Source organism: Psychromonas sp. (assembly GCF_047632995.1).
GTDB lineage: Bacteria > Pseudomonadota > Gammaproteobacteria > Enterobacterales > Psychromonadaceae > Psychromonas.
In genome coordinates this window covers 21,970-42,426 of the sequence record NZ_JBLIEK010000024.1, presented here as the reverse complement: position 1 = coordinate 42,426, position 20,457 = coordinate 21,970, and the positions used below count along the sequence as shown (strand labels likewise).

Sequence of the window (20,457 nt, the reverse complement as noted above, 5' to 3'; positions counted from 1 at the left end):
TGATGCTTCTGGCAACCCTGTCGTATTTCACGCCTCTACTTTCGACTTTCTTCTCAGCATTGATTTTGAATATTGAACTGACTGCAACGTTTTGGCAGGGTGTGGTGATGGTTACTATTGCCTCCTTACTTTGTTGGTGGTTTACCCGAGAAAAACCATCTCCTGCGATAGATATTGCCCAGTATATCAAGGTTGAATAATACAGTTCCCAGAATCCAGAGCGAATATCAGCTTTTCTGGATTTTTAGTGACGTAAACTCCCATAACCAAGATACTCTTGATTTCGAGTTTCGCAGCTATTGCGCGTTTTTAAGATTTGTTAGTACGGAGCGGAGGAGAATAATTTTCAATTTTACTGCTGGTATCATAGATTTTGTACTAGCTGCACGGTAGTTTATCAGGCTGCTCTTTTAAAAAGATGAACAAGAGTAAAGATAGGAAATTAAAGGGGCAGTTGCACTATTGCTGTCACGCTGAACGTGAACTGGCAACTGTTAATGCCCATACTATTAGTAGTATCTGTAAGTGTTAACTGGAACAGAAGATATAGAACGTGGAGAAGAAGCTTCGTAATTTAAAGATGCTTTAGTGTTACCGTAACCCGCTATTTTTTTGATCATTGAATACATATTGAACCTCATTGATTTAAAATCATTTGTTTTTATTATTAACAACCATGAAGAGGTAGATCCTCATCACATGCAGTACATTTTAATAACATAAAAACGTGATGTCAATCACATCTTTTAATATTATTGGAAATCATATAGATTCCACTGACTGACAAATTCAGATCAAAAATGACTGTATGACGCGGGACATTCATTTAAATCCTGGCATCGCAATATTACACCCCACCAAAAACAGGTAGCTCGTGTTCGAGTGTTATGATAAATACAGCAGCATAACCTTAACGAATCGTTAGGTTTTTATTGCAACCTGTTTGCACGAGTTAACTGAAATTCAAAGCGCACATTTACAACTTAAGTACTACGGATATGGGAAGGGAAAATATAAGACGTAAAGCAGAAGGGGCCGAATTAAGCACCTACACAAGTACGATTCTGGTAACGCTTAAACAAGATATAAAGACTATGCGCAACTATCGCTAAACCAACACCAATGGCCCAAGCACTGGTATAAAACGAAAACAACAACAATGAACCGGCTAAAAACAGAAATGGCTTAAACTCATAAATCTCTTCAGGCAAGATATAACCCCGACGAGAAAAATTTCGTTTTACAGGATGTCTAGAATGAAAACGCATCATCCACACCAAGGCACCCAAAGTATATAGACCCACACCAGCAACAATGCCAAGTGCGCTGTCAACAGATATAACACTCACTCCACCTACACTTAAACAAGCGTAAGGAACAAACTCATAAATTGGTTTAGACAGCATAACTTCCCCTCCAAATCATTTAAAAAAACGTCTTTAACTGATAGCTTATGACACCTCAAGCCATGCCATTGATAGCTGCGGTAATCCTTTAAGTATAGGAAGAATAAAAAACTTTTACCAAAATAATTTGAATTTAAACAGGATATTTTATCTTATGATCCTCTGATTGCGACAAGGCCTTAGCAGAGTTTGTTACATTTCAATACGTTATCTCTGTCACCCGATTGCGGGGTATCTAGCCTTGACTCTATCGTTCGCGTCCGACTTACAAAGGCATTCGTCAAACAAACTGAGTTAAGATAGAGTCCAATTTTCAGGCCAAAAATCTGGGGTTTTCTTGCATATGATAGAGGGTATATCGATAAAAACTGGCTCTTCAATACTGGCAATTACCTTGACCGCGCCAGTTCACTGCTTGCAAATTTCAATGTCAATATTAGCTGGTTTCATTACCTGCTGGAATATTAGTCCGCTTACAATCATAGCCAAGCCAATTAGGGTTGAGGGCGGAATGATTTCTCCAATGATATAGGCAAGCAGTAGCAGTGAAATAAAGGGGGATATGAAAATAAGATTGCTGATTCGCGCCGTATGGTCAGTGGCCTTAAGCGCAGATAACCATAATATAAAGGTTATCCCCATCTCAAATAAGCCAACGTAACTGACCGCTAACCAACCTTGCAAACTTTGCTCCCAGACAGCGCCTTCATAAATAGACAACGCAACAGCAAAGGGTAAGGCAATTAAGAATCCCAGAAGCACTCCGACGGCAGGATCGGCTCTGTTTTTTGTGTTTAAAATCCAATACCCAGCCCAAAGAAGTGTTGAAAGAAGTGCCAGAATAACACCCAGAAGACTGTCAAATTCTAAAGCAAACAGATCTCCTTTTGTTGCTATAACAACTACGCCAGCGTATCCCAGCGTACAGGCGATCCAGTCCTGCTTGCGAATTTTTTGCCCTAAAAACAGTGCCGCCATTAAGGTCAGAGTGATTGCCCAACTGTAGTTGAGAGACTGAGCCTGCGATGCAGGAAGTAAGTCATAAGCTTTAAAGAGGATCAAGTAATAGGCGAATGGGTTTATTAGTCCCAAAATCAGATAATCGAGTGGATTAGAAAAAAAAGTGACGCGCAACTGATGAAGTTTTCCCTGCACGCCGCAGATCACCGTTAACGCAATCGCAGAGACAAAACTCGCTACGGTCAACATTTGAATCGGAGTAAACTCCTGAAGTGTCAGCTTAAATGCTACAGCGACGGTTGACCAGAGCAGCACTGCTGCAAGTCCAAACCCTAATGCACGTTTTTCATTCTTCATTATTTCAGATTGTTCCTAATCAAGCAGATCAGTGCACAGAAGAGCTCAAGCGAACTCTGTAGGAAGAATAAAAGAGTATAAGAATAATAAAGGCTCAGTCAAGGTTGATTTGAACAGCTTGCTTTATCTCATTGCGCTCCGATCACAACAAAACTTATCAGAAGTTGTGCAACTGCCGCTGCTTGTTACCTCACGGGAGCGGGTTGCTAGGCCCATGATTCGATAGATCACCTAAAATCACCAACTCTGTAAACCATGCAGATCCGAGGCAAAAAACAGTTTAATATGGAAAATAGCCTAAAGCTTTTATTCTAGATCTAAAGCAGTTCAAGATGCATCTTAAGCTGGTTTAGATCTGTTTTACTGCCTTAATCCTCCAACGCCATCCCCTTCAGTACAATATTATTGTAACTCACTATGCCAATAATTTTACCATCTTCAATGACAGGAGCACGACTGACGCCAAATCGCTCAAATAAACGCGCACAGTATTTAACTTTCATATCAGGTGCGACAGACAGCGCTGGTTTGGTCATTATTTCATAGATATTAGTACGCTCAATAGAACGGTTCCATGCTAATACCTTTTTGGCAATATCATTCATCAAAACGATACCGTATTCATCGTCATCATGACGCTTACTCACGACTAACGCTTTTACGGCATGTTCCCGTGCCAATCGAATGCCCTCTTTCACGGTTGCAATACCATCGATCATTACATAGGCATCGACCATAACGTCTCTCACTCTGACAACCTTTTTCTGGTTCATAACTCGTCCTCTACAGCCTTAGTTAATGTATCTACCTGATGGGCAACGCCCACTGCATCTTCAATATCTATTTGAATAGCAATACCCTGCCCCGACTGCAGATCAAACTCACCGACCCGGTTAATTGTTTCTAATATTTCCCGCGATAAGTGCTCTTCGACCACAAATAACAAAACATCTTTTTGAACGTCTAACGTCAGGCCAAAAAAGGTGGTTTTTTGAACAACCCCTTCCCCCCGTGCGTTATTAATGACAGTTGCGCCTGTGGCCCCTGCTGAGCGTGCTGCATCTAAAACAGCATCTGTCTTTGTATCTTCTACAAAGGCAATTATTAGTTTAAAGCGCATTATCATTCTCCTTAGAAGATGCTCTTGAATTTAGCCATCGAGTAATTTGGGCATATGCCATTACTGAAATTATAGGAAATAGACTGGCAAATGCGACCAATCCAAAGCCATCAATAACAGGGTTTCTTCCCGGTACTTGGGAAGCTAACCCTAAACCTAATGCAGTGACCAATGGAACAGTCACCGTTGATGTGGTAACGCCACCAGAATCATAGGCTAGCGCTATTATCTGTTTTGGCGCAAAGTGCGTTTGTATAATAACCACAGCATATCCCCCCATAATGTAATAATGAATAGGATCGCCCACCACGATTCGGTAACTCCCTAACGAAATCCCAATCGCGACACCTAACGCCACGGCAATACGCAAACCATTCACGCTAATAGCGCCACCAGAAACCTGATTGGCTTTAATCGCAACGGCAATTAACGAAGGCTCTGCAATGGTAGTGCTAAATCCAATAGCAAAGGCGAACAGATAAACCCAATAATAATCAATCCAGCGCAGGGACTCTGTGATGTCGTCTTTAAAAGAGTAAAGAAACTCTGGTGCGGTTAGCTGCTTCGCCATGCTTTCACCCAATGGAAAAAGTGCTAACTCTAACCCCAATAAAAACAGAGAAAGCCCGACAATTACATAGAAAAAACCCAATATAACCCGATGCAAATTGGCTATCGGCTTTCTTAACACCGCAATTTGAAATCCAAAAATGATGGTAGCAATAGGAATAACGTCAACCACTGTGTCAATAAAGGTATTGATGAATTGCGCTAGGCTTATCATGATAAAACCATCCCATAAAGCATCACAAAGATCATGGGTAGCAGCGAAGCAAATGCAATCAAACCAAATCCATCTATCATAGGATTTCGGCCTTTAATGGATGACGCCAACCCGATGCCCAATGCAGTAACTAGGGGGACAGTAATAGTAGAAGTGGTGACTCCGCCGGAATCGTAAGCGATACCGATAATGGTTTCGGGAGCAAACCAGGTAAGTACGACGACAGCAATATAACCGCCAATAATCATAATATGGATAGGCCAGCCTTTCAGTATACGCACCACACCCACCACAATAGCTAACCCCACTGAAAGCGCCACCGTCACTCGGAGTCCATTGGCATAGCTATCCATTGCTTCAATCGTTTGCGGGATCACGCCACCTTCTGCGGCCACTTTGCCCGCTTCATTAGCCACAGCGGTTAATGCCGGCTCGGCAATAGTTGTTCCGAAACCTAAACAAAACGCAAATAAAATCAGCCAGAAGAGGCTGCCTTTTCTGGCGAAAGATTGCGCCATGCTTTCACCAATGGGAAATAGTCCCATGTTCAAGCCAAAAATGAAAAATGTCAGACCGAGAACGACAAAAAGCAGGCCAAGAAGAATGGATGATATATTTGGCAGGGGTTCTTGTAACACAATAAATTGAAAGAAAGCGATCACAAAGACAATAGGTAAAAGATCACGAAAGCTATCCAACATTGCTTTAAATAACGCAATAAATGCTTTCATGGCCTCCTCCCATTATAATATTTTCCCTACTCTTAGGTTGCTAAAATATTAAAGTCGCGTCCACTCTTATCTCTTTTTTTTTATAAAAATGAGATATTTAGCGCCATTGGTCCAAGGTAGAAGAGCAATACATTTGCTTCTTTTAAACCATTACGTTCAGAAATAAAAACCGAAGGCACTTATTATTTGAATCTAACCCTTGTTAGTGCGGTTAAATTGAAATTATCTTCTAAGCTGAGGTTATCTTTAATAAAAGCACAATATTAATAAAATATCTGTGTTTTGGGAAATTGCTTATGTGCTGGAGTGGCGAGGCATCAGCAACGCTTGCTGTGGCAGGTGTTACTGGAGCAATATACTTTTATAAAAAAGGTGAGCCCAAAGTGCTTTGCAGCGCACTGCTCTATTTTACCCTCATCGAAATATTGCAAGCCTATACCTATACAGTTATAGACCAGTGTCAAAATCCAGAAAACATATGGGCAACAACATTGTCCTATATCCATGTGTCGTTTCAGCCGTTTTTCTTTAATGCAATTGCTCTGCATTTTATCCCTGCTGATAGGCGTGAAAAAATTCAAAAGTATGTCTATGCAATCTGTACGTTGGCGACCATTGCTTTATTAATTCGAGTGCTTCCTCTTGATTGGGAATATTATTGTTATCAGATGAGCTCTTATATCCCCACTTCGTACAAGGTACCATTTTGTGGGCCAGAAACCTGCTCACAAACGGGAAGTTGGCATATAGAGTGGGCAATACGTGCCGGTTATAACTGGTATCTTGATAAGGCCTACTGGGTTTCTATATTTATTTTGCCACTACTTTACGGTTCCTGGAAGGTGACTGTTTACTGCATTATTACCGGGCCTATGATTGCTATTTTAACCTCCAGTAGTGCCAATGAGTTTGTTGCCGTATGGTGTATCTATTCGGCGGGGATCATTCTGTTATTGCTCAATCAGCCCATCAGAAAATATCTTTATGTGGATAGTTTTTATGGCTCAAAGCTGTTTGCCTATGGCAAAGAAAAATAGGCAGCTTAAACCGAACTGCAGTGGAAAGTTGCCTTAGAAAGGTAAACGCCGTAACATTCCGTTTATATAGATTTAGTACAGCAAGAGAGTATAAATATGAGCAACGAAGCAGAGATCATCACAAACCTAGAACAGTTAGAAACCTTTTTAACTGCAGTTGAAAGCGGTGGTTTGGGTTTAACAAATGTAGCGGGTGTGGCAATGGCAACAAGCAATAAAGATGGTCGTCGCTTTGTTGCTGCATTGGATGATAAGCACCAATTATTATTATCACGCTGGGTTACGGAAGAGGTTTTCCAAACAGGCCAAGATTTAGTACGCAATGGCACGAGCCGTACATCTCATTAGCATGAGAGTCAAAAAAGGTTCATACGATAGTCGGACGACTTAAATTGAATCAATTCAACAGATAAACAGCCAAAAACCTAATTCATTTAAAACACCCATTAGGGGTTGTTAACTAAATAAAAATGCACTTAAGGACCCCTTTAAGGGCTATTGACACTCCTATCTATTTGAGATGTTCACTATACTGTGTAATACTCCTTAAAGGGTTTTTATATAACCATTTATGACATTAATCATCTTTTAGGGGGTATTATGAAGTTCGAGTCAATCACTCCTCATGCGATAGCAACTGAATTAGGCGATAGGGTTAGGATTGCGCGGCTTAATGCAGATTTAACACAAAAAGAGTTAGCCAAAAAAGCAGGCATATCCGTTAAAGCAATCACCAATAGCGAAAAGGGAAAATCAACGCTTGAATCCTTCGTTGCGATTTTAGTGGCGCTTGAAATGACCGAACAACTCAACGCATTTATACCCAAACAAGAAATATCCCCCGTTCAGCTCGCTAAACTTCAAGGTAAAAAGCGTCAAAGAGCGACAGGCACTCATATCGCGACGAGTAAAAGCAAGGAGACGCCATCATGGTAACAGAAGTCGTCACAGTTAAATTCAAAGAGCATGAAGTCGGTGCGCTAAGCTATAATGCGCAAACACAAATTGGCTCCTTCGAATATTTCTCTAAATTTATAAAAACGGGCATTGAATTATCGCCAATTAAAATGCCTCTTTCAAAAAAAATATACACCTTTCCGCAGCTCGATCGTGAAACATTCAAAGGACTTCCCGGACTTATAGCGGATTCTCTGCCGGATGATTTTGGTAATGCGGTAATGAATGCATGGATAGCCAGTCAGGGTAAATCGACAAACGATATTACCCCTTTGCAGCGATTGCAATATACAGGGCAAAGAGGAATGGGAGCTCTAACCTATGCGCCCGCTGTTAGAAGGAAAAACCTTAACGCTTCACAGCCGATACAGATAGCCTCCCTCGTTTCTATCGCACAGGAGATATTAAATCTGCGGGCACAGTTTAATCTGAATCTAGGCAATAACGGGCAAGAAGATACAGAGGCGATGATGTCGCTATTGTCGGTGGGAATGAGTGCGGGGGGCGCAAGACCAAAAGCGGTTTTAGCATTCAATAAAGACTTTACCCAAGTCCGCTCCGGTCAAACAGATGCGCCGGATGGCTTTAGCCATTATCTGATGAAGTTTGATGGCGTGAGTGAGCACAATAAAAACCAAGAAACATTTGGCGACCCATTAGGCTATGGTGCAATGGAATATGTATACCATTTGATGGCTAAGGCGTGCGGCATCAATATGATGCCTTGCCATCTACTTAACGAAGGGCAACGCAGACACTTTTTGACTAAGCGATTTGATCGCAGTGGTAATGATAAAATACATGTACAGACGCTCAACGCGCTAGAGCATGTCAGTTACAAAAAGATAGGATCTTACTCTTACGCTGAATTACTGGGCACAGCAAGAAAGCTCAACCTAAGCCCGGATGATGCGATACAGTTATTTAAACGAATGGTCTTTAATGTGGTTGCGCGAAACCATGATGATCACGCTAAAAACTTCGGGTTTATGCTCGATAATGATAACAACTGGCAACTGGCACCGGCTTATGATCTGGCATACAGCTATAAGCCCGATAGCCATTGGGTAAGTAAACATTGGATGACGCTTAACGGTAAGCAGGATAACTTCACTCGGGCTGATTTTTACAGCTTTGAAAAATTAAGCCCCATCTTCAGTAAACGAAAAATAGATAATATTTTAGACAGCACCATTGAGGAAGTATCAAAGTGGCGCAAACTCGCTACAGAGCAAGCGGTCCCAAAATCGCTGATCAATGAAATAGAGAAAAACTTAAGGCTTTCTATTAAATGATCATTAGTTAACGCACTATTGATAAGAGGCTGGCTGCTATTAAATATCCAAGAATAAGGCTTCACTGCTTCGCCACCATTTTTCAAAAAACAGATGTAGTCGCTTTCATTGCATATACTGAGGCTACTTTTCTTATCTCATTTGGGCTTGATAGTTAAGCCTATTACTATTCGGATTTTTCATGCCTAAATTATTTAAAATTCTAGCCCCCGTTATCGTCATGGCCAGCATGCAAGCCTATGCGCTAACATTTGATAATATCTCAGCGCAATATATAACCGATGGTCAACTGTCAGATAAAGTCCAAGTTATTGATTGCCGTTCAAGCAATCAATACAACGGCTGGCCGGATGAAAATGCGACCCGCGGGGGACACTTTGCAGGCGCTGTTAATATTGATAGCCAATGGCTGACGCTACTCGATGATGCGCAAATGCAGCAATTAATCACCAGCAAGCAATTACAAAAAGACAAAGCAACGTTTCTCTATTGCGCGGATAACGACAGAAAATCTCTTAGTATCGCGTTGCAAAAACAAGGGTTTAAAAAACTTGATGCCATTGAACAACCCTTAAGCCAGGCAACGGAAAAGTTAGTTGCCTTGCCCAATTTTAAGCACTTGGTCTCAGCGCAATGGATTAATAATGTGATTAATGGCAAAAAACCATTATATGGGCCGGAAAAAGAGTACAAACTGATTGAAGTACAGTGGGGCCCTGCGCTTAAATATCTTGCCGCTCATATCCCCGGCGCACTTTATTTAAATACCAACGATATTGAAGCAGAGCCATGGTGGAATCGCGTCAGTGATGAAAAGATTGCCGAACTGCTGAAAAATTTAGGTATTCGTTATGATACAACGGTAATTTTATATGGCCGTAATAATATGGCGGCAGCGCGCGCGGCTAATATCATGATGTATGCAGGTGTTGATGACGTGCGTCTGCTTAACGGCGGCTGGCGAGCATGGGTTGATGCGGGATTAGCAACAGAGCCGTTTATGAATAGCAATACTGAGCAGGTTGAATTTGGTAAGAAAATCCCAGCAAATCCACACTATATTATTGATCTTCCGCAGGCGAAAGCACTCTTAGCCAAAGATCCCAATCAACACTCGCTGGTCAGTATTCGTTCATGGGATGAATATACAGGCAAAACCAGTGGTTATGATTATATTAAACCCAAGGGCCGAATTGCGGGTTCTAAATGGGGGCATGCAGGAACAGACTCAAATAATGTCGCCGATTTTTCAAATCCCGATGGCACCATGAAAAGCCCACGTGATATTAAACAGCTGTGGCAGAATTGGAATATAAACCAAGAGCAGGAAGTTGCATTCTATTGCGGCACAGGCTGGCGGGGATCTGAAGTTTTCTTTTATACTTACGTGATGGGCTGGAAAAACATCAGTGTCTTTGATGGCGGCTGGTTTGAATGGAGCGGAGATAAAAACAACCCAACTAAAACCGGTGAGATAACGGATTAAATATTGACGCCCCGTCATTCCCGACGAGTAGCCCCCCTCGTCATTCCCGAACGCCGCCACCGTCATTCCCGAATTGTCCCCCTTATCGTCATTCCCGAGTTGTTTTGTCGGGAATCTCAGGGCTAGAAGCACCCAAACTCATCCTCAACAGAACAATTTGAGGATGACGGTAACAAAACAATTTGAGGATGACGGTAACAAAACAATTTGAGGATGACGGAGTGGGATCATTAAGAATGACGGAGTAAAACCGCCCCCTTCGTCATTCCCGAATTCACGCCCCCCTCGTCATTCCCGAGTTGTCCTATCGGGAATCTCAGAGCCAGTAGCACCAAAAAAACAAACTACACTTATAAATACAATTCTTAATAAGCCAAAGTTATGCCAGAAAAACAACCTGCAATTTATATACTATCTAACAAAAAAGGTGGTGTACTGTACATAGGTGTAACCAGTAACCTAGCTAAACGAGTGTATCAACACCAAACACACCAAGACGATGGATTCAGTAAAAAATATAATTTAAATGATCTAGTCTATTTTGAAATGCATAGCGATATGCTCGATGCAATTTCACGAGAAAAACAGTTAAAACACTGGAATAGAGAATGGAAAATTAGGCTCATTGAAAAAGCAAACCCCGAATGGTTAGATTTGTCTAAAAGCATATTATGAAACGCAACGAGATCCTCAACAAAACACCTTGAGGATGACGGCATGGAGTCTTTGAAGATGAAAGAGTAGAATCCCCACATCCCGTCATTCCCGAGTTGTCCCCCTTACCGTCATTCCCGAATTGTCCTGTCGGGAAGTGACAAATTTGTCAGGAACAAATTTGAACGTTGGAGTTTACGACAACGACCTGAAAGGCGTAGGGCAGGACGCCCGGAGTAATTAACGACAGTTCAGTGTCATGAACGGGCTAAGCTCTGCGTGCCCTTACCCCAGAGCCAGTAGCACCATAAACGCAACGAGATCCTCAACAACACACCTTGAGGATGACGGAGTGGAATCTTTGAGGGCGACGAAATGGAGTCTTTGAGGACGACAAACTAATGCCCCACCGTCATTCCCGAGTTGTTTTGTCGGGAATCCCAGAGCCAGTAGCACCCAAACTCGACGAGATCCTCAACAAAACACTTTGAGGATGACGGAGTGGAACACCTTGAGGATGACGGTAATGGAATCCCGCCCCACCGTCATTCCCGAGTTGTTTTGTCGGGAATCCCAGAGCCAGAAGCACCGTCAGCAACATTGCCAAGACCAATAAACGTACCTAGCCTGAGCGTTGCTTAGTGATCACAGTTTTTTAAGCTGTCTCAACATCCCAGAAAATATGCTTTCTGATATATTTTTTGGAAAATCATCTGACATTTTAGCCCTAACTTCATTAATGACATCTACTGTTACAGCTTTTATATCACGCATAATTTCTTCTATTTGTAATTCATCAAAGCCCACTTTTTTCGCTGTTGCAATAAGGTGTCGTGGATAGATTTTATCAATATGGTACTTTTTACCCTTAGTTGCTTGTAAACCCATCGCTAATTTTACCTGACGAATATTTAATCCCTTTTTATTCACAACCGGGTAAACCGATAAAACATCATAGAAAGGCGTTAGTTGAAATTGTCCATCGGGTAAGATAAAAATTGAAAAATTCTTAGCATGGCCATCTGATGCGCCCATCAACCAAAACAGCACCTGTGCCTTCATAAAGTTGTATCTATCTTGCTGTGCCTTTTTCGAGCCCAACAAATGCGCCATAATCTGTTCAATGCCAGGCCCAGCCTGATTTTCATATTTCAATGCGGATGGCACATTGAGCACTTGGCAATAATCTTCTTGTGGTCTTCTCATTAACCACTGGCCGTCACTTGAATATTGGCGATCAAATCGCTCAACGGATAGCACCTTAATATCGCGCAATTGCAGCATTTCACAGCGAGCAACAGGTAACCCATAAGCGGCTAAAAGTAACATGCATAGATATTCATTCTCAACACTATCAGACATATCTAAGGTGTAAGAATGACTTTGTATTGCGCCAATAGGCAGTTTAATAATATGTGAAGTCGGTGTTGAGTTGAGTGGCAAGCACCAGTGATCATCAATATTTAACAATGCAGTTTTTTCTTGTGCCCCCGCAACAGATATTCGAAAATCTTGCTCATCTTCAATCATACCAAGTGGCATATTCGCTCGGTATCCTGTTACTATTTTATTTAATTGCTCATTGGAGAGGACTTTATAGTTAAGGGTTTTAACTGGGCCTGGCGTTATATCTTGCGGCATAAGCTGTAAGGCACCAACACAATCTCGACCTATTAGAGAAAGCAAATCAAAAGGCATCGAGCTACTTGCTTGATAACGCGCAGTGATGCGTTGCCTGATTTCAGCACTATCTGGCAGCAAGTTGTCAAAATAGTTATAAACAACATCCCCTTGATATTTTTGTTTAGAAAGCGGCATAGACAGGGAAATCGGACGTGCCCCTTTAAGCGCGAGCCACTCATTTTTATAAACAAAGGTATGAGCACCACTCGACTCTTTGGTAAACTCGCCCACCAAATAACCATTTAGATATACATTTAAAAGCGCCATTACCACTCCTCTTTCCAGTCCGAGGCATCATTTACATGCTCTGGATTACGCGGCGTAATTTCAATGTCCAAATCAAGTGCAGAAAGTAGTTTAAAAAATGTTTCCATTTTGGTGGCATCCGGTCTTAGTTCAAAGCTTGATACGGTATCTTGACGAATACCCACCTTCCTCGCCACATCGGTCTGAGATAAACCATCATCTAAACGTAGATCTTTCAGATAAGCACTAAGCTGTTTTGTATTGGTGATTTTCATTTTTACGCCTTACACGCTAAAGCAAGTAAACACAATATTACACCTTATAGCAGGTAAATCAACAATTACACGGTGAAGCAGGTATGGCAATAGGAAAGTATGACCTACTTTCTTATTCCCAAGCTGTCCCCTCATCATCATTCCCGAAACACCCGCCGCCGTCATTCCCGAGTAGAATCCCCCAGCGTCATTCCCGAGTTGTTTTGTCGGGAATCCCAGAGCTAGTAGCACCATAAACGCAACGAGATCCTCAACAACACACCTTGAGGATGACGGAGTGGAATCTTTGAGGACGACAAAATAACCCCCACCGTCATTCCCGAGTTGTCTTATCGGGAATCCCAGAGCCAGTAGCACCATAAATTAAGCGAGATCCTCAACAAACCAATTTAAGGATGACAAGTAGAATCTTCCCCGTCATTCCCGAGTTGTCCTATCGGGAATCCCCTAGCCAGTAGCGCCATAAACTAAGCGAGATCCTCAACAAAACACTTTGAGGATGACGGCGTAGAACAATTTGAGGATGACGGTAACAAAACACTTTGAGGGAGACGGTAACAAAACAATTTGAGGATGCTCTCCTTTTTCAGCTGATTTAAGCCGTCATTACCGCTTCAGCGATATGGTTTGCCCACTTCTCGGTCAGATCGAGCGACTCAGCTTCCACCATTACACGGATTAGCGGCTCAGTGCCCGATTTACGTAACAAAATCCGCCCTTTCGGCGTTTCTGTACTCACTTGCAGCGCTTTTTCGGCATTGTTAACAGCCGTTTTAACCAATTCAGATTCTAACGGCAAAGAGTCACCACTAAAGCGAACATTTACCAGAATTTGCGGCATCATAACCATATCGGCCAGCAACTCATCAAGCGTATTGCCGCTCTGGCGAACAACAGCCAATACTTGCAACGCAGCCACGATTGCATCACCCGTTGTTACCAGATTACGGCAAATCACATGACCTGAGTTTTCACCTCCCAGCCACCAATCTCGTTCCAGCAGTTGCTCCATTACATAGCGATCACCTACATTGGCACGTACAAACGGAATACCCAGTTTAGCCAGAGCAACTTCCAGCCCCATATTGGACATCAATGTACCGACAACGCCGCCTTTCAGCTGGCCATTAATCAATGCCTGCTTGGCCAGCAGATAAAGTATCTGATCACCATCAGCGACATTGCCTTGGCTATCTACCATCATAATTCGGTCGCTGTCGCCATCTAACGCAATACCCAAATCGGCTTTTTCTGCAACGACAGTCTTTTGCAGCAGGGCAGTGGATGTCGCGCCGCACTGGTCATTGATATTAAGACCGTTTGGCTGATTGCCAATGGCAACTACTTCGGCGCCTAATTCACTAAATACCGCAGGCGCAATATGATAGGCCGCGCCATTTGCACAATCGACCACCAATTTCAGACCAGACAATGACAAGGAGGATGGAAACGTGCCCTTACAGAACTCAATATAACGGTCTGCAGCGCCAACCATGCGCGAGGCTTTACCCAGCTGCTCAGAATCGACACAAACCATTGGTTTATCGAGTTCGGCTTCAATTGCCAGCTCAACATCATCGGGTAATTTTTCACCGGATGCAGAGAAAAACTTGATACCGTTATCGTAATAGGGATTATGGGATGCACTGATCACAATCCCCGCTTCCGCACGGAACGTTTTGGTCAAGTAAGCAACAGCGGGTGTCGGAAGCGGCCCCGTCAATACAGCATTGATTCCGGCTGCAGACAAACCCGCTTCCAGGGCAGATTCGAGCATATATCCAGAAATACGGGTATCTTTACCAATAATTACTTTTTTGGTGCCAAGGCGAGATAAAACACGTCCCGCTGCCCAGCCAAGCTTTAATGCAAAATCAGGAGTAATCGGGTACACACCCACCTTTCCGCGCACACCATCCGTGCCGAAGTATTTTCTAGTCATAGTTATTATCCGTTTTTAGTGGGAAATATTAAAAATAGTAGAGAAGGCGAAAAGCGAGTTTTAGGCGAACTGAAGCATAATTTGAGAATAAAAATCAGCAGAACCATAGCTCATCCTCAACAGAACAATTTGAGGATGACGGTAACAAAATACTTTAAGGATGACGGTAGTAGAATCCCCACCGTCATTCCCGAGTTGTCCCCCTTACCGTCATTCCCGAGTTGTTTTGTCGGGAATCCAATGGCCAGTAGCACCATAAACTAAGCGAGATCCTCAACAAAACACCTTGAGGATGACGGAGTAAAACCGCCACCGTCATTCCCGAGTTGTCCTGTCGGGAATCCAATGGCCAGTAGCACCATAAACTAAGCGAGATCCTCAACAAAACACCTTGAGGATGACGAACTAAAACCGCCCCCGTCATTCCCGAGTTGTTTTGTCGGGAATCCAATAGCCAGTAGCACCATAAACTAAGCGAGATCCTCAACAAAACACCTTGAGGATGACGGAGTGGGTCATTGAGAATGACGGAGTAACCCCCCGTCATTCCCGAGTTGTCCCCCTTACCGTCATTCCCGAGTTGTTTTGTCGGGAATCCCCTAGCCAGTAGCACCCAAACGGCACGAGATCCTCAACAAAACACTTTGAGGATGACGGCGTGGAGCCAATGACAGAATAAAGAAACTTTCTAAACTAGATTAACTGATCCATCATTGATGACAGCTGCTTACGCCAATGTACAGTATTCAAACCCGACACTTCTTCCGCACTGGATTTATCAATTACCGAGAAAACAGGCCGTTTAGCGGGTGTTGGATACGCAGTAGCGAGAATAGGAAGCACAGGAATAGTCTTGCTGAGCAAGCCCTTTTCTAGGCCAAGCTCTTGTATCGCAATAGCAAAATCATACCAAGAGGCAACACCGGCATCAGTCCAGTGATAAGTCCCCGTCACTTCAGGTTTGTCTGCAATAATCCACCACCATTGCGCTAACCCTCTCGCCCAGGTTGGCGTGCCAACTTGGTCATCTACATTACTCATCTCGTTAACAATATCTTGTTCGTAACCAAAAAATCTGGCGCAATAAACAAGATCCTTTTTCCTTTTAAATATTTCATCAGTGTCTCTTTTGCGAAATCTACAAAAGTCTACTTATAAAGCCCTTTAGACTTTAGCTCCAAAATAGACTTTTCATATAAATCTTCTTTCACTGATTGTTTAGCAACCCAGTCAGTGAACAGTTTCATACCCGCATCGAAGTCTATTTTGGCCGCAAAGCTGATTTTAGAATTAATGAGTGATAAATCAGCAAAGTTGTGCCTAATATCTCCAACTCTATAATTACCAGAAACAGAAATACTTGAATTAGACTTATAAATACTCTTTAACGTCGCAGCAACAGTCATTACATCAGTTGCGACACCCGAGCCGACATTGAATATTTGATAGTCAGCCTCTTTATTGAATAAAGACAAAACGATAGATTCAACAACATCGTCTATATATACAAAATCCCTACTTTCTAATCCATCTTCGAATATATTGATATCGTTGCCATTCAAAATTCTAGTTGAAAAAATAGACAATATACCTGTATATGGATTAGATAATGACTGGCCGGCACCATAGACATTTTGGAATCGAAGTGAGACGGTAGGAATACCAAGTGATTTACCGGTAATCATAAACATTTGCTCTTGCACTTGCTTGGTCACACCGTAAATTGATGAGGGATGAATTTTACTTTTCTCATCAGTCGCTAGCAGCTTAACATTTGACTGACAAATAGGGCATTTGACTTCAAAGTCCCCCTTTTCCAACATTTCATCATTACGCTCTACAGGGTATACTTCACCGTGCTCAAAACAGTGATACTTTCCTTCTCCATATATAGAGCGTGATGACGCTATGATCATTTTTGATACACCATGGGGATTATTAGCAAGAAAATCTAAAAATATTGAACTTCCACCGACATTAACATCACTGTAACGCTTGATCTGGTACATAGATTGACCAGTCCCCGTCTCAGCTGCTAGATGGATGACAGAATCCACACCCACAAGTGCCTTTTGCCAATCGGATTCATTCTCGACATCACCTTTAACAAAAGTAACCTTGTCTTTAATTGCCATATATAACGGCGAACTTTCTGGATCTGCACCATGAATTTGAGGTGATAAGTTATCTAAGACTGTCACGGAACATCCTAGATCTAATAAACGCAATACCAAGTTTGATCCTATAAAACCAGCACCGCCCGTAATTAAAACATTATTTTTCATTTAGCATAAACCCTCTTAAAATATTACATAAAATTTCCTAAGGAATCTGTTCGTTTCCAAACACCTTTATCAACCACCTTGTTAATGAAAAAGTACAGAACACAGCAGGCTAAAATGAGTTTATCCGCTCGTGACACTGAACTGCAGTAATTACTTCGGGGATAGTACGCCTTGAAGTTATCAATCAGCACCAAACAGATCCCTTGTGTAAACTTTATCTGCAACGTCAGCTAACTCTTGTGCCATACGGTTCGGCACAATCACATCAGAAGTTGCTTTAAATTCATCCAAGTCAGTTAACACTTTAGAATTGGAAAACTCAGTTTCTTTAAGCACAGACTCAAAAACAACCACTTCAATACATATGTCTTTCCGCACCTGTTTTTGCTGATTAAATTTTCGGCAAAAATAGGTGCGGAAAGACAGTTAAATTGATTTTGAGACTACTAACGAGAACACTAATAACTTAATTATTATCTTGCTTTTTTATAAGCAAGTTTAACTAAGCTAGAGGGCAATAAATGAAATAATATTCGAGAATAAATCAGTACAACATTTCTAAGAGAAAATTTTCCAAGAGCAAACATATTACTTGTTCGAATGCGCACTTCACTCAAAGCTTTATCTATTCCTTTCCGGCGTTCAATCGTATTTTCGTTAAGGCGGTAATCGAGAAGAACTTCATTAATATTACCAAATCTATAGCCTTTTTTTAGAAGATTAAACCAAAGCGCCATATCCTCAGTAAATGCAGTATCTGTCGGGTAACGATTACCATCCGTAAAGACCGATGAACGAAACATTACCGATGGATGGATGAATGGACAGCGTGTTACACTAAAGTCCAATAACTCCTCATGAGTTTTTGGTAGATGCTTTTCATCAAGCGCGTATGTTGCACCAAACTCTCTACATGATGTTCCACACACATCTATATCTTGGTTATTTACAAAAAAATCAACTTGTTTTATAAGCCGCTCAGGTCTTGAAATGTCATCACTATCCATTCTTGCAACATAACTAAAAGAACCATCAAGAACAACAGTATCAATAAGTTTATTTAGTGCATTCGCTAATCCCGAATTTTGTTCAGAAATTAAAAGTATGACATTTCCATTCTTAGATCTAATACAAGACAAATACTCATCAATTTCTATTGGCACCGCTCCATCCCGATAGATAAATAGAGTTAACTTATTGAATGTTTGCGTCAATATGCTATTAATAGCATCTTTAAGATATTCGAGTGAATCAGAACGATACACACTCATGATTACAGCGACTTTATACATTTAATCCTCAAAATATTTTTAATGGGTTTATCCCCAAAACTTTGTATGCCTATAGCATGAAAATAAATTTGTTACCGAAAGGCTAATAGAGGTAATAACCCCTGCACCGATACGGCCATATATTGGAACAAAAAATGCATCTAAAAACGCACTTATTATAGCGGAAAATGACGTTATTGTGTAACTCGCGTTGCAACGTCGTCATCTTTCTAATTGCCCATATCCAGCACGCATATTTACTAGCGGCTATTGAATATTATGAAAAATAGCGCCATTTTTCAGCATTATTACCTAAAGGTAATAGTCTTCAAACCACATTATTTTTTGGTAACTATCAGCGACTAGAACGGCACTCTTTTTATACATCACGGCAGGATGGTTTGAAGGTTTTTTCTATTTCACAAAACGATTACTTTCATGATGATTTTCAGGAATTTTCCGATATAAAAGCACATTGTCTTTATCCCATTAAATTCGCTTACCCGAGAGCCGCAAATATCAACATCGCCATTCTCAAAGACTGCCAATTACTTTTCAAATCTTTCTAGACTAGCAATACCATCAGTATCCATTCGAGTTATGAATTCATTAGAACAATGCATTAAACCTAAATTTAACGCATCACCTAAACTCACGCTAACCTTTATGTCAAAGATCTTTGAAATACCAGCTAATTTCATTGCATAAAAATCACACCAAAAAAGCTACTTTAAATTTACATTTTATTATTTATTATTTATTATTTATTCTTTATTCTAAGATATAAAGCCAAATGTTTTTCACACATCGAATGTAAAGAAAAGTATTTCAAATACAAACCATATGATTTTTCCTGATAATAATCAGGATTATGCATAATCTCTTGTATGGCCTTCGATAATTGTTGAATATTATCAGGTTCAAATAATTTGACATCTTCAGGTACAAAGTATTCTTTATAGATCGGGAGATTTGAGCAAACTAAAGGTAGACTTTGGCTTAAAGCTTCAAGCATAGCTAAACCAAACCCCTCCGAATATGAACACATAATAAAAACATCGAAATACTTATAATAATCGATGGAGTTGGTTTTAAATCCGAGAAGTATAAATCGTTCTTCTAAGCTAAAATCACTTATCAACTTTTCTAGCTCCTTCCTTTCCTCACCTTCCCCAATTAGAATTACAGCGTAATCATCATTATCTTTTAAAAAACGAGCTAATTGTGCATATCCCTTCCTTTTAATTAATAAACCACAACTCCCTATTACCTTGTATTTATCTTTTAGATTTAGAAGCACCTCTGATTCAGAAACATTTTGTATTTCTCTTTTTTTTATTCCGTATGGAATAATTTCAAATTTAGCAGAGTGATGAAAAAGGTTTTGGTAATAATTTTTCATATCGAGAGAAGACACGATAAAATTTCTATTACCAACTAAAGAAAAATACCATAATTTAGCATAAATAAATGCCCTTAGTTTTGGATAAAGAAATCTAAGATCTATAGGGAAATAGTTATGCATAGACACAACTAGTTTACCACCCAAACGCTTTCTATTAAAAAAAGCAAATAGATCTGGTTTTAACATAGTTGTATGAACAATATCAAAATGAGAAAAATCGACTTTATCAAAAAAGCCAATCTTCCTTACAGGGGCATCAAAATCAAGAATACCAAGACTTGATTTCGTGTCGTTAAAATAGAATATTTCAACACTATCGACAATATCAATTAAGCCTTCAACTAGATACTTAGTAAATACACCTGGCCCTTTATTTTCTAACGATGGGATAATAAGAGCAATTTTCATCCTTTTCACCTTCTAGTTTTTATTTTATATGTTGCTTAAATCAATAAACGACAAAAAGCACATTTGCTAATAGGGTATTCTAGTCAAAATTATTTCCATCTAATAACAACATCGCAGATTGTAGTCCTCAGATAAATATTTAATTTTTCAATTGA

The 20,457-nt window shown here is 40.8% G+C and carries 19 protein-coding genes and 3 pseudogenes; 8 read left to right on the top strand and 14 right to left on the bottom strand.

Annotation, left to right across the window (positions count from 1 at the left end; translation table 11 throughout):
• Positions 1-200 (top strand): annotated as a pseudogene (locus ACJAT7_RS06420) (EamA family transporter); the annotation flags it as partial.
• Between the two features lie 840 nt (positions 201-1,040).
• Here the strand turns inward: ACJAT7_RS06420 and ACJAT7_RS06415 are convergent.
• The 6 genes from ACJAT7_RS06415 to ACJAT7_RS06390 all read right to left on the bottom strand — a co-directional run bounded on the left by ACJAT7_RS06415 (position 1,041) and on the right by ACJAT7_RS06390 (position 5,358).
• Positions 1,041-1,406: a hypothetical protein gene (locus tag ACJAT7_RS06415; protein WP_415225978.1), complete on the bottom strand. Its 366-nt coding sequence runs from the start codon at positions 1,404-1,406 to the stop codon at positions 1,041-1,043.
• A 408-nt stretch (positions 1,407-1,814) separates the two neighbouring features.
• The gene (locus ACJAT7_RS06410) at positions 1,815-2,723 is read right to left on the bottom strand and encodes a DMT family transporter (RefSeq protein ID WP_415225977.1); all 909 of its coding nucleotides are present in this window, start codon (positions 2,721-2,723) and stop codon (positions 1,815-1,817) included.
• A gap of 368 nt (positions 2,724-3,091) precedes the next feature.
• The gene (locus ACJAT7_RS06405; protein ID WP_415225976.1) at positions 3,092-3,496 is read right to left on the bottom strand and encodes a CBS domain-containing protein; all 405 of its coding nucleotides are present in this window, start codon (positions 3,494-3,496) and stop codon (positions 3,092-3,094) included.
• Positions 3,493-3,843: a P-II family nitrogen regulator gene (locus tag ACJAT7_RS06400; RefSeq protein WP_415225975.1), complete on the bottom strand. Its 351-nt coding sequence runs from the start codon at positions 3,841-3,843 to the stop codon at positions 3,493-3,495. Before ACJAT7_RS06400 ends, ACJAT7_RS06405 begins: the two co-directional genes overlap by 4 nt.
• Entirely contained in the window at positions 3,833-4,627 is a 795-nt protein-coding gene (locus tag ACJAT7_RS06395; RefSeq protein ID WP_415225974.1) for a DUF1538 domain-containing protein, read from the bottom strand. The genes ACJAT7_RS06400 and ACJAT7_RS06395 overlap by 11 nt, the downstream gene beginning before the upstream one ends.
• Positions 4,624-5,358 (bottom strand): DUF1538 family protein, encoded by a 735-nt coding sequence (locus ACJAT7_RS06390; protein ID WP_415225973.1) that lies wholly within the window; start codon positions 5,356-5,358, stop codon positions 4,624-4,626. Before ACJAT7_RS06390 ends, ACJAT7_RS06395 begins: the two co-directional genes overlap by 4 nt.
• A 296-nt stretch (positions 5,359-5,654) precedes the next feature.
• On the opposite strand from ACJAT7_RS06390, the gene ACJAT7_RS06385 reads away from it, so the two are divergent.
• The 7 genes from ACJAT7_RS06385 to ACJAT7_RS06355 all read left to right on the top strand — a co-directional run bounded on the left by ACJAT7_RS06385 (position 5,655) and on the right by ACJAT7_RS06355 (position 11,429).
• Entirely contained in the window at positions 5,655-6,395 is a 741-nt protein-coding gene (locus ACJAT7_RS06385) for a DUF5765 domain-containing protein (RefSeq protein WP_415225972.1), read from the top strand.
• A gap of 96 nt (positions 6,396-6,491) precedes the next feature.
• Positions 6,492-6,743, top strand: coding sequence for a hypothetical protein (locus ACJAT7_RS06380; RefSeq protein ID WP_415225971.1), 252 nt, complete (start codon positions 6,492-6,494; stop codon positions 6,741-6,743).
• A 252-nt stretch (positions 6,744-6,995) separates the two neighbouring features.
• Positions 6,996-7,331, top strand: a complete 336-nt coding sequence (locus ACJAT7_RS06375; RefSeq protein WP_415225970.1) for a helix-turn-helix domain-containing protein — start codon at positions 6,996-6,998, stop codon at positions 7,329-7,331.
• A complete protein-coding gene (locus ACJAT7_RS06370; protein ID WP_415225969.1) occupies positions 7,325-8,647 on the top strand; it encodes a type II toxin-antitoxin system HipA family toxin in 1,323 nt (440 codons plus the stop codon). Before ACJAT7_RS06375 ends, ACJAT7_RS06370 begins: the two co-directional genes overlap by 7 nt.
• A gap of 181 nt (positions 8,648-8,828) precedes the next feature.
• A complete protein-coding gene (locus tag ACJAT7_RS06365; RefSeq protein WP_415225968.1) occupies positions 8,829-10,133 on the top strand; it encodes a rhodanese-like domain-containing protein in 1,305 nt (434 codons plus the stop codon).
• 381 nt (positions 10,134-10,514) lie between these two features.
• The gene (locus ACJAT7_RS06360; RefSeq protein ID WP_415225967.1) at positions 10,515-10,808 is read left to right on the top strand and encodes a GIY-YIG nuclease family protein; all 294 of its coding nucleotides are present in this window, start codon (positions 10,515-10,517) and stop codon (positions 10,806-10,808) included.
• A gap of 480 nt (positions 10,809-11,288) precedes the next feature.
• Positions 11,289-11,429 (top strand): hypothetical protein, encoded by a 141-nt coding sequence (locus ACJAT7_RS06355; RefSeq protein ID WP_415225966.1) that lies wholly within the window; start codon positions 11,289-11,291, stop codon positions 11,427-11,429.
• A 3-nt stretch (positions 11,430-11,432) separates the two neighbouring features.
• Here the strand turns inward: ACJAT7_RS06355 and ACJAT7_RS06350 are convergent, their stop codons facing one another.
• The 8 genes and pseudogenes from ACJAT7_RS06350 to ACJAT7_RS06315 all read right to left on the bottom strand — a co-directional run bounded on the left by ACJAT7_RS06350 (position 11,433) and on the right by ACJAT7_RS06315 (position 20,302).
• Positions 11,433-12,737, bottom strand: a complete 1,305-nt coding sequence (locus tag ACJAT7_RS06350) for a type II toxin-antitoxin system HipA family toxin (protein WP_415225965.1) — start codon at positions 12,735-12,737, stop codon at positions 11,433-11,435.
• Positions 12,737-12,991 carry a helix-turn-helix domain-containing protein gene (locus ACJAT7_RS06345; protein ID WP_415225964.1) on the bottom strand — a complete coding sequence of 85 codons (255 nt, stop codon included), beginning with the start codon at positions 12,989-12,991 and terminating at the stop codon, positions 12,737-12,739. Before ACJAT7_RS06345 ends, ACJAT7_RS06350 begins: the two co-directional genes overlap by 1 nt.
• Positions 12,992-13,586: 595 nt before the next feature.
• Positions 13,587-14,933 carry a phosphoglucosamine mutase gene (gene glmM, locus ACJAT7_RS06340; protein WP_415225963.1) on the bottom strand — a complete coding sequence of 449 codons (1,347 nt, stop codon included), beginning with the start codon at positions 14,931-14,933 and terminating at the stop codon, positions 13,587-13,589.
• Positions 14,934-15,626: 693 nt separating this feature from the next.
• Positions 15,627-15,977 (bottom strand): annotated as a pseudogene (locus tag ACJAT7_RS06335) (sugar nucleotide-binding protein); the annotation flags it as partial.
• 104 nt (positions 15,978-16,081) lie between these two features.
• Complete coding sequence (locus ACJAT7_RS06330; protein WP_415225962.1) at positions 16,082-17,218, bottom strand: NAD-dependent epimerase/dehydratase family protein; 1,137 nt, start codon at positions 17,216-17,218, stop codon at positions 16,082-16,084.
• Positions 17,219-17,398: 180 nt separating this feature from the next.
• Positions 17,399-17,578, bottom strand: a pseudogene (locus tag ACJAT7_RS06325) (UDP-glucose 6-dehydrogenase); the annotation flags it as partial.
• 113 nt (positions 17,579-17,691) lie between these two features.
• Positions 17,692-18,510: a glycosyltransferase gene (locus ACJAT7_RS06320; protein ID WP_415225961.1), complete on the bottom strand. Its 819-nt coding sequence runs from the start codon at positions 18,508-18,510 to the stop codon at positions 17,692-17,694.
• Between the two features lie 739 nt (positions 18,511-19,249).
• Positions 19,250-20,302: a glycosyltransferase family 4 protein gene (locus ACJAT7_RS06315; protein WP_415225960.1), complete on the bottom strand. Its 1,053-nt coding sequence runs from the start codon at positions 20,300-20,302 to the stop codon at positions 19,250-19,252.
• Positions 20,303-20,457: the final 155 nt, after the last annotated feature.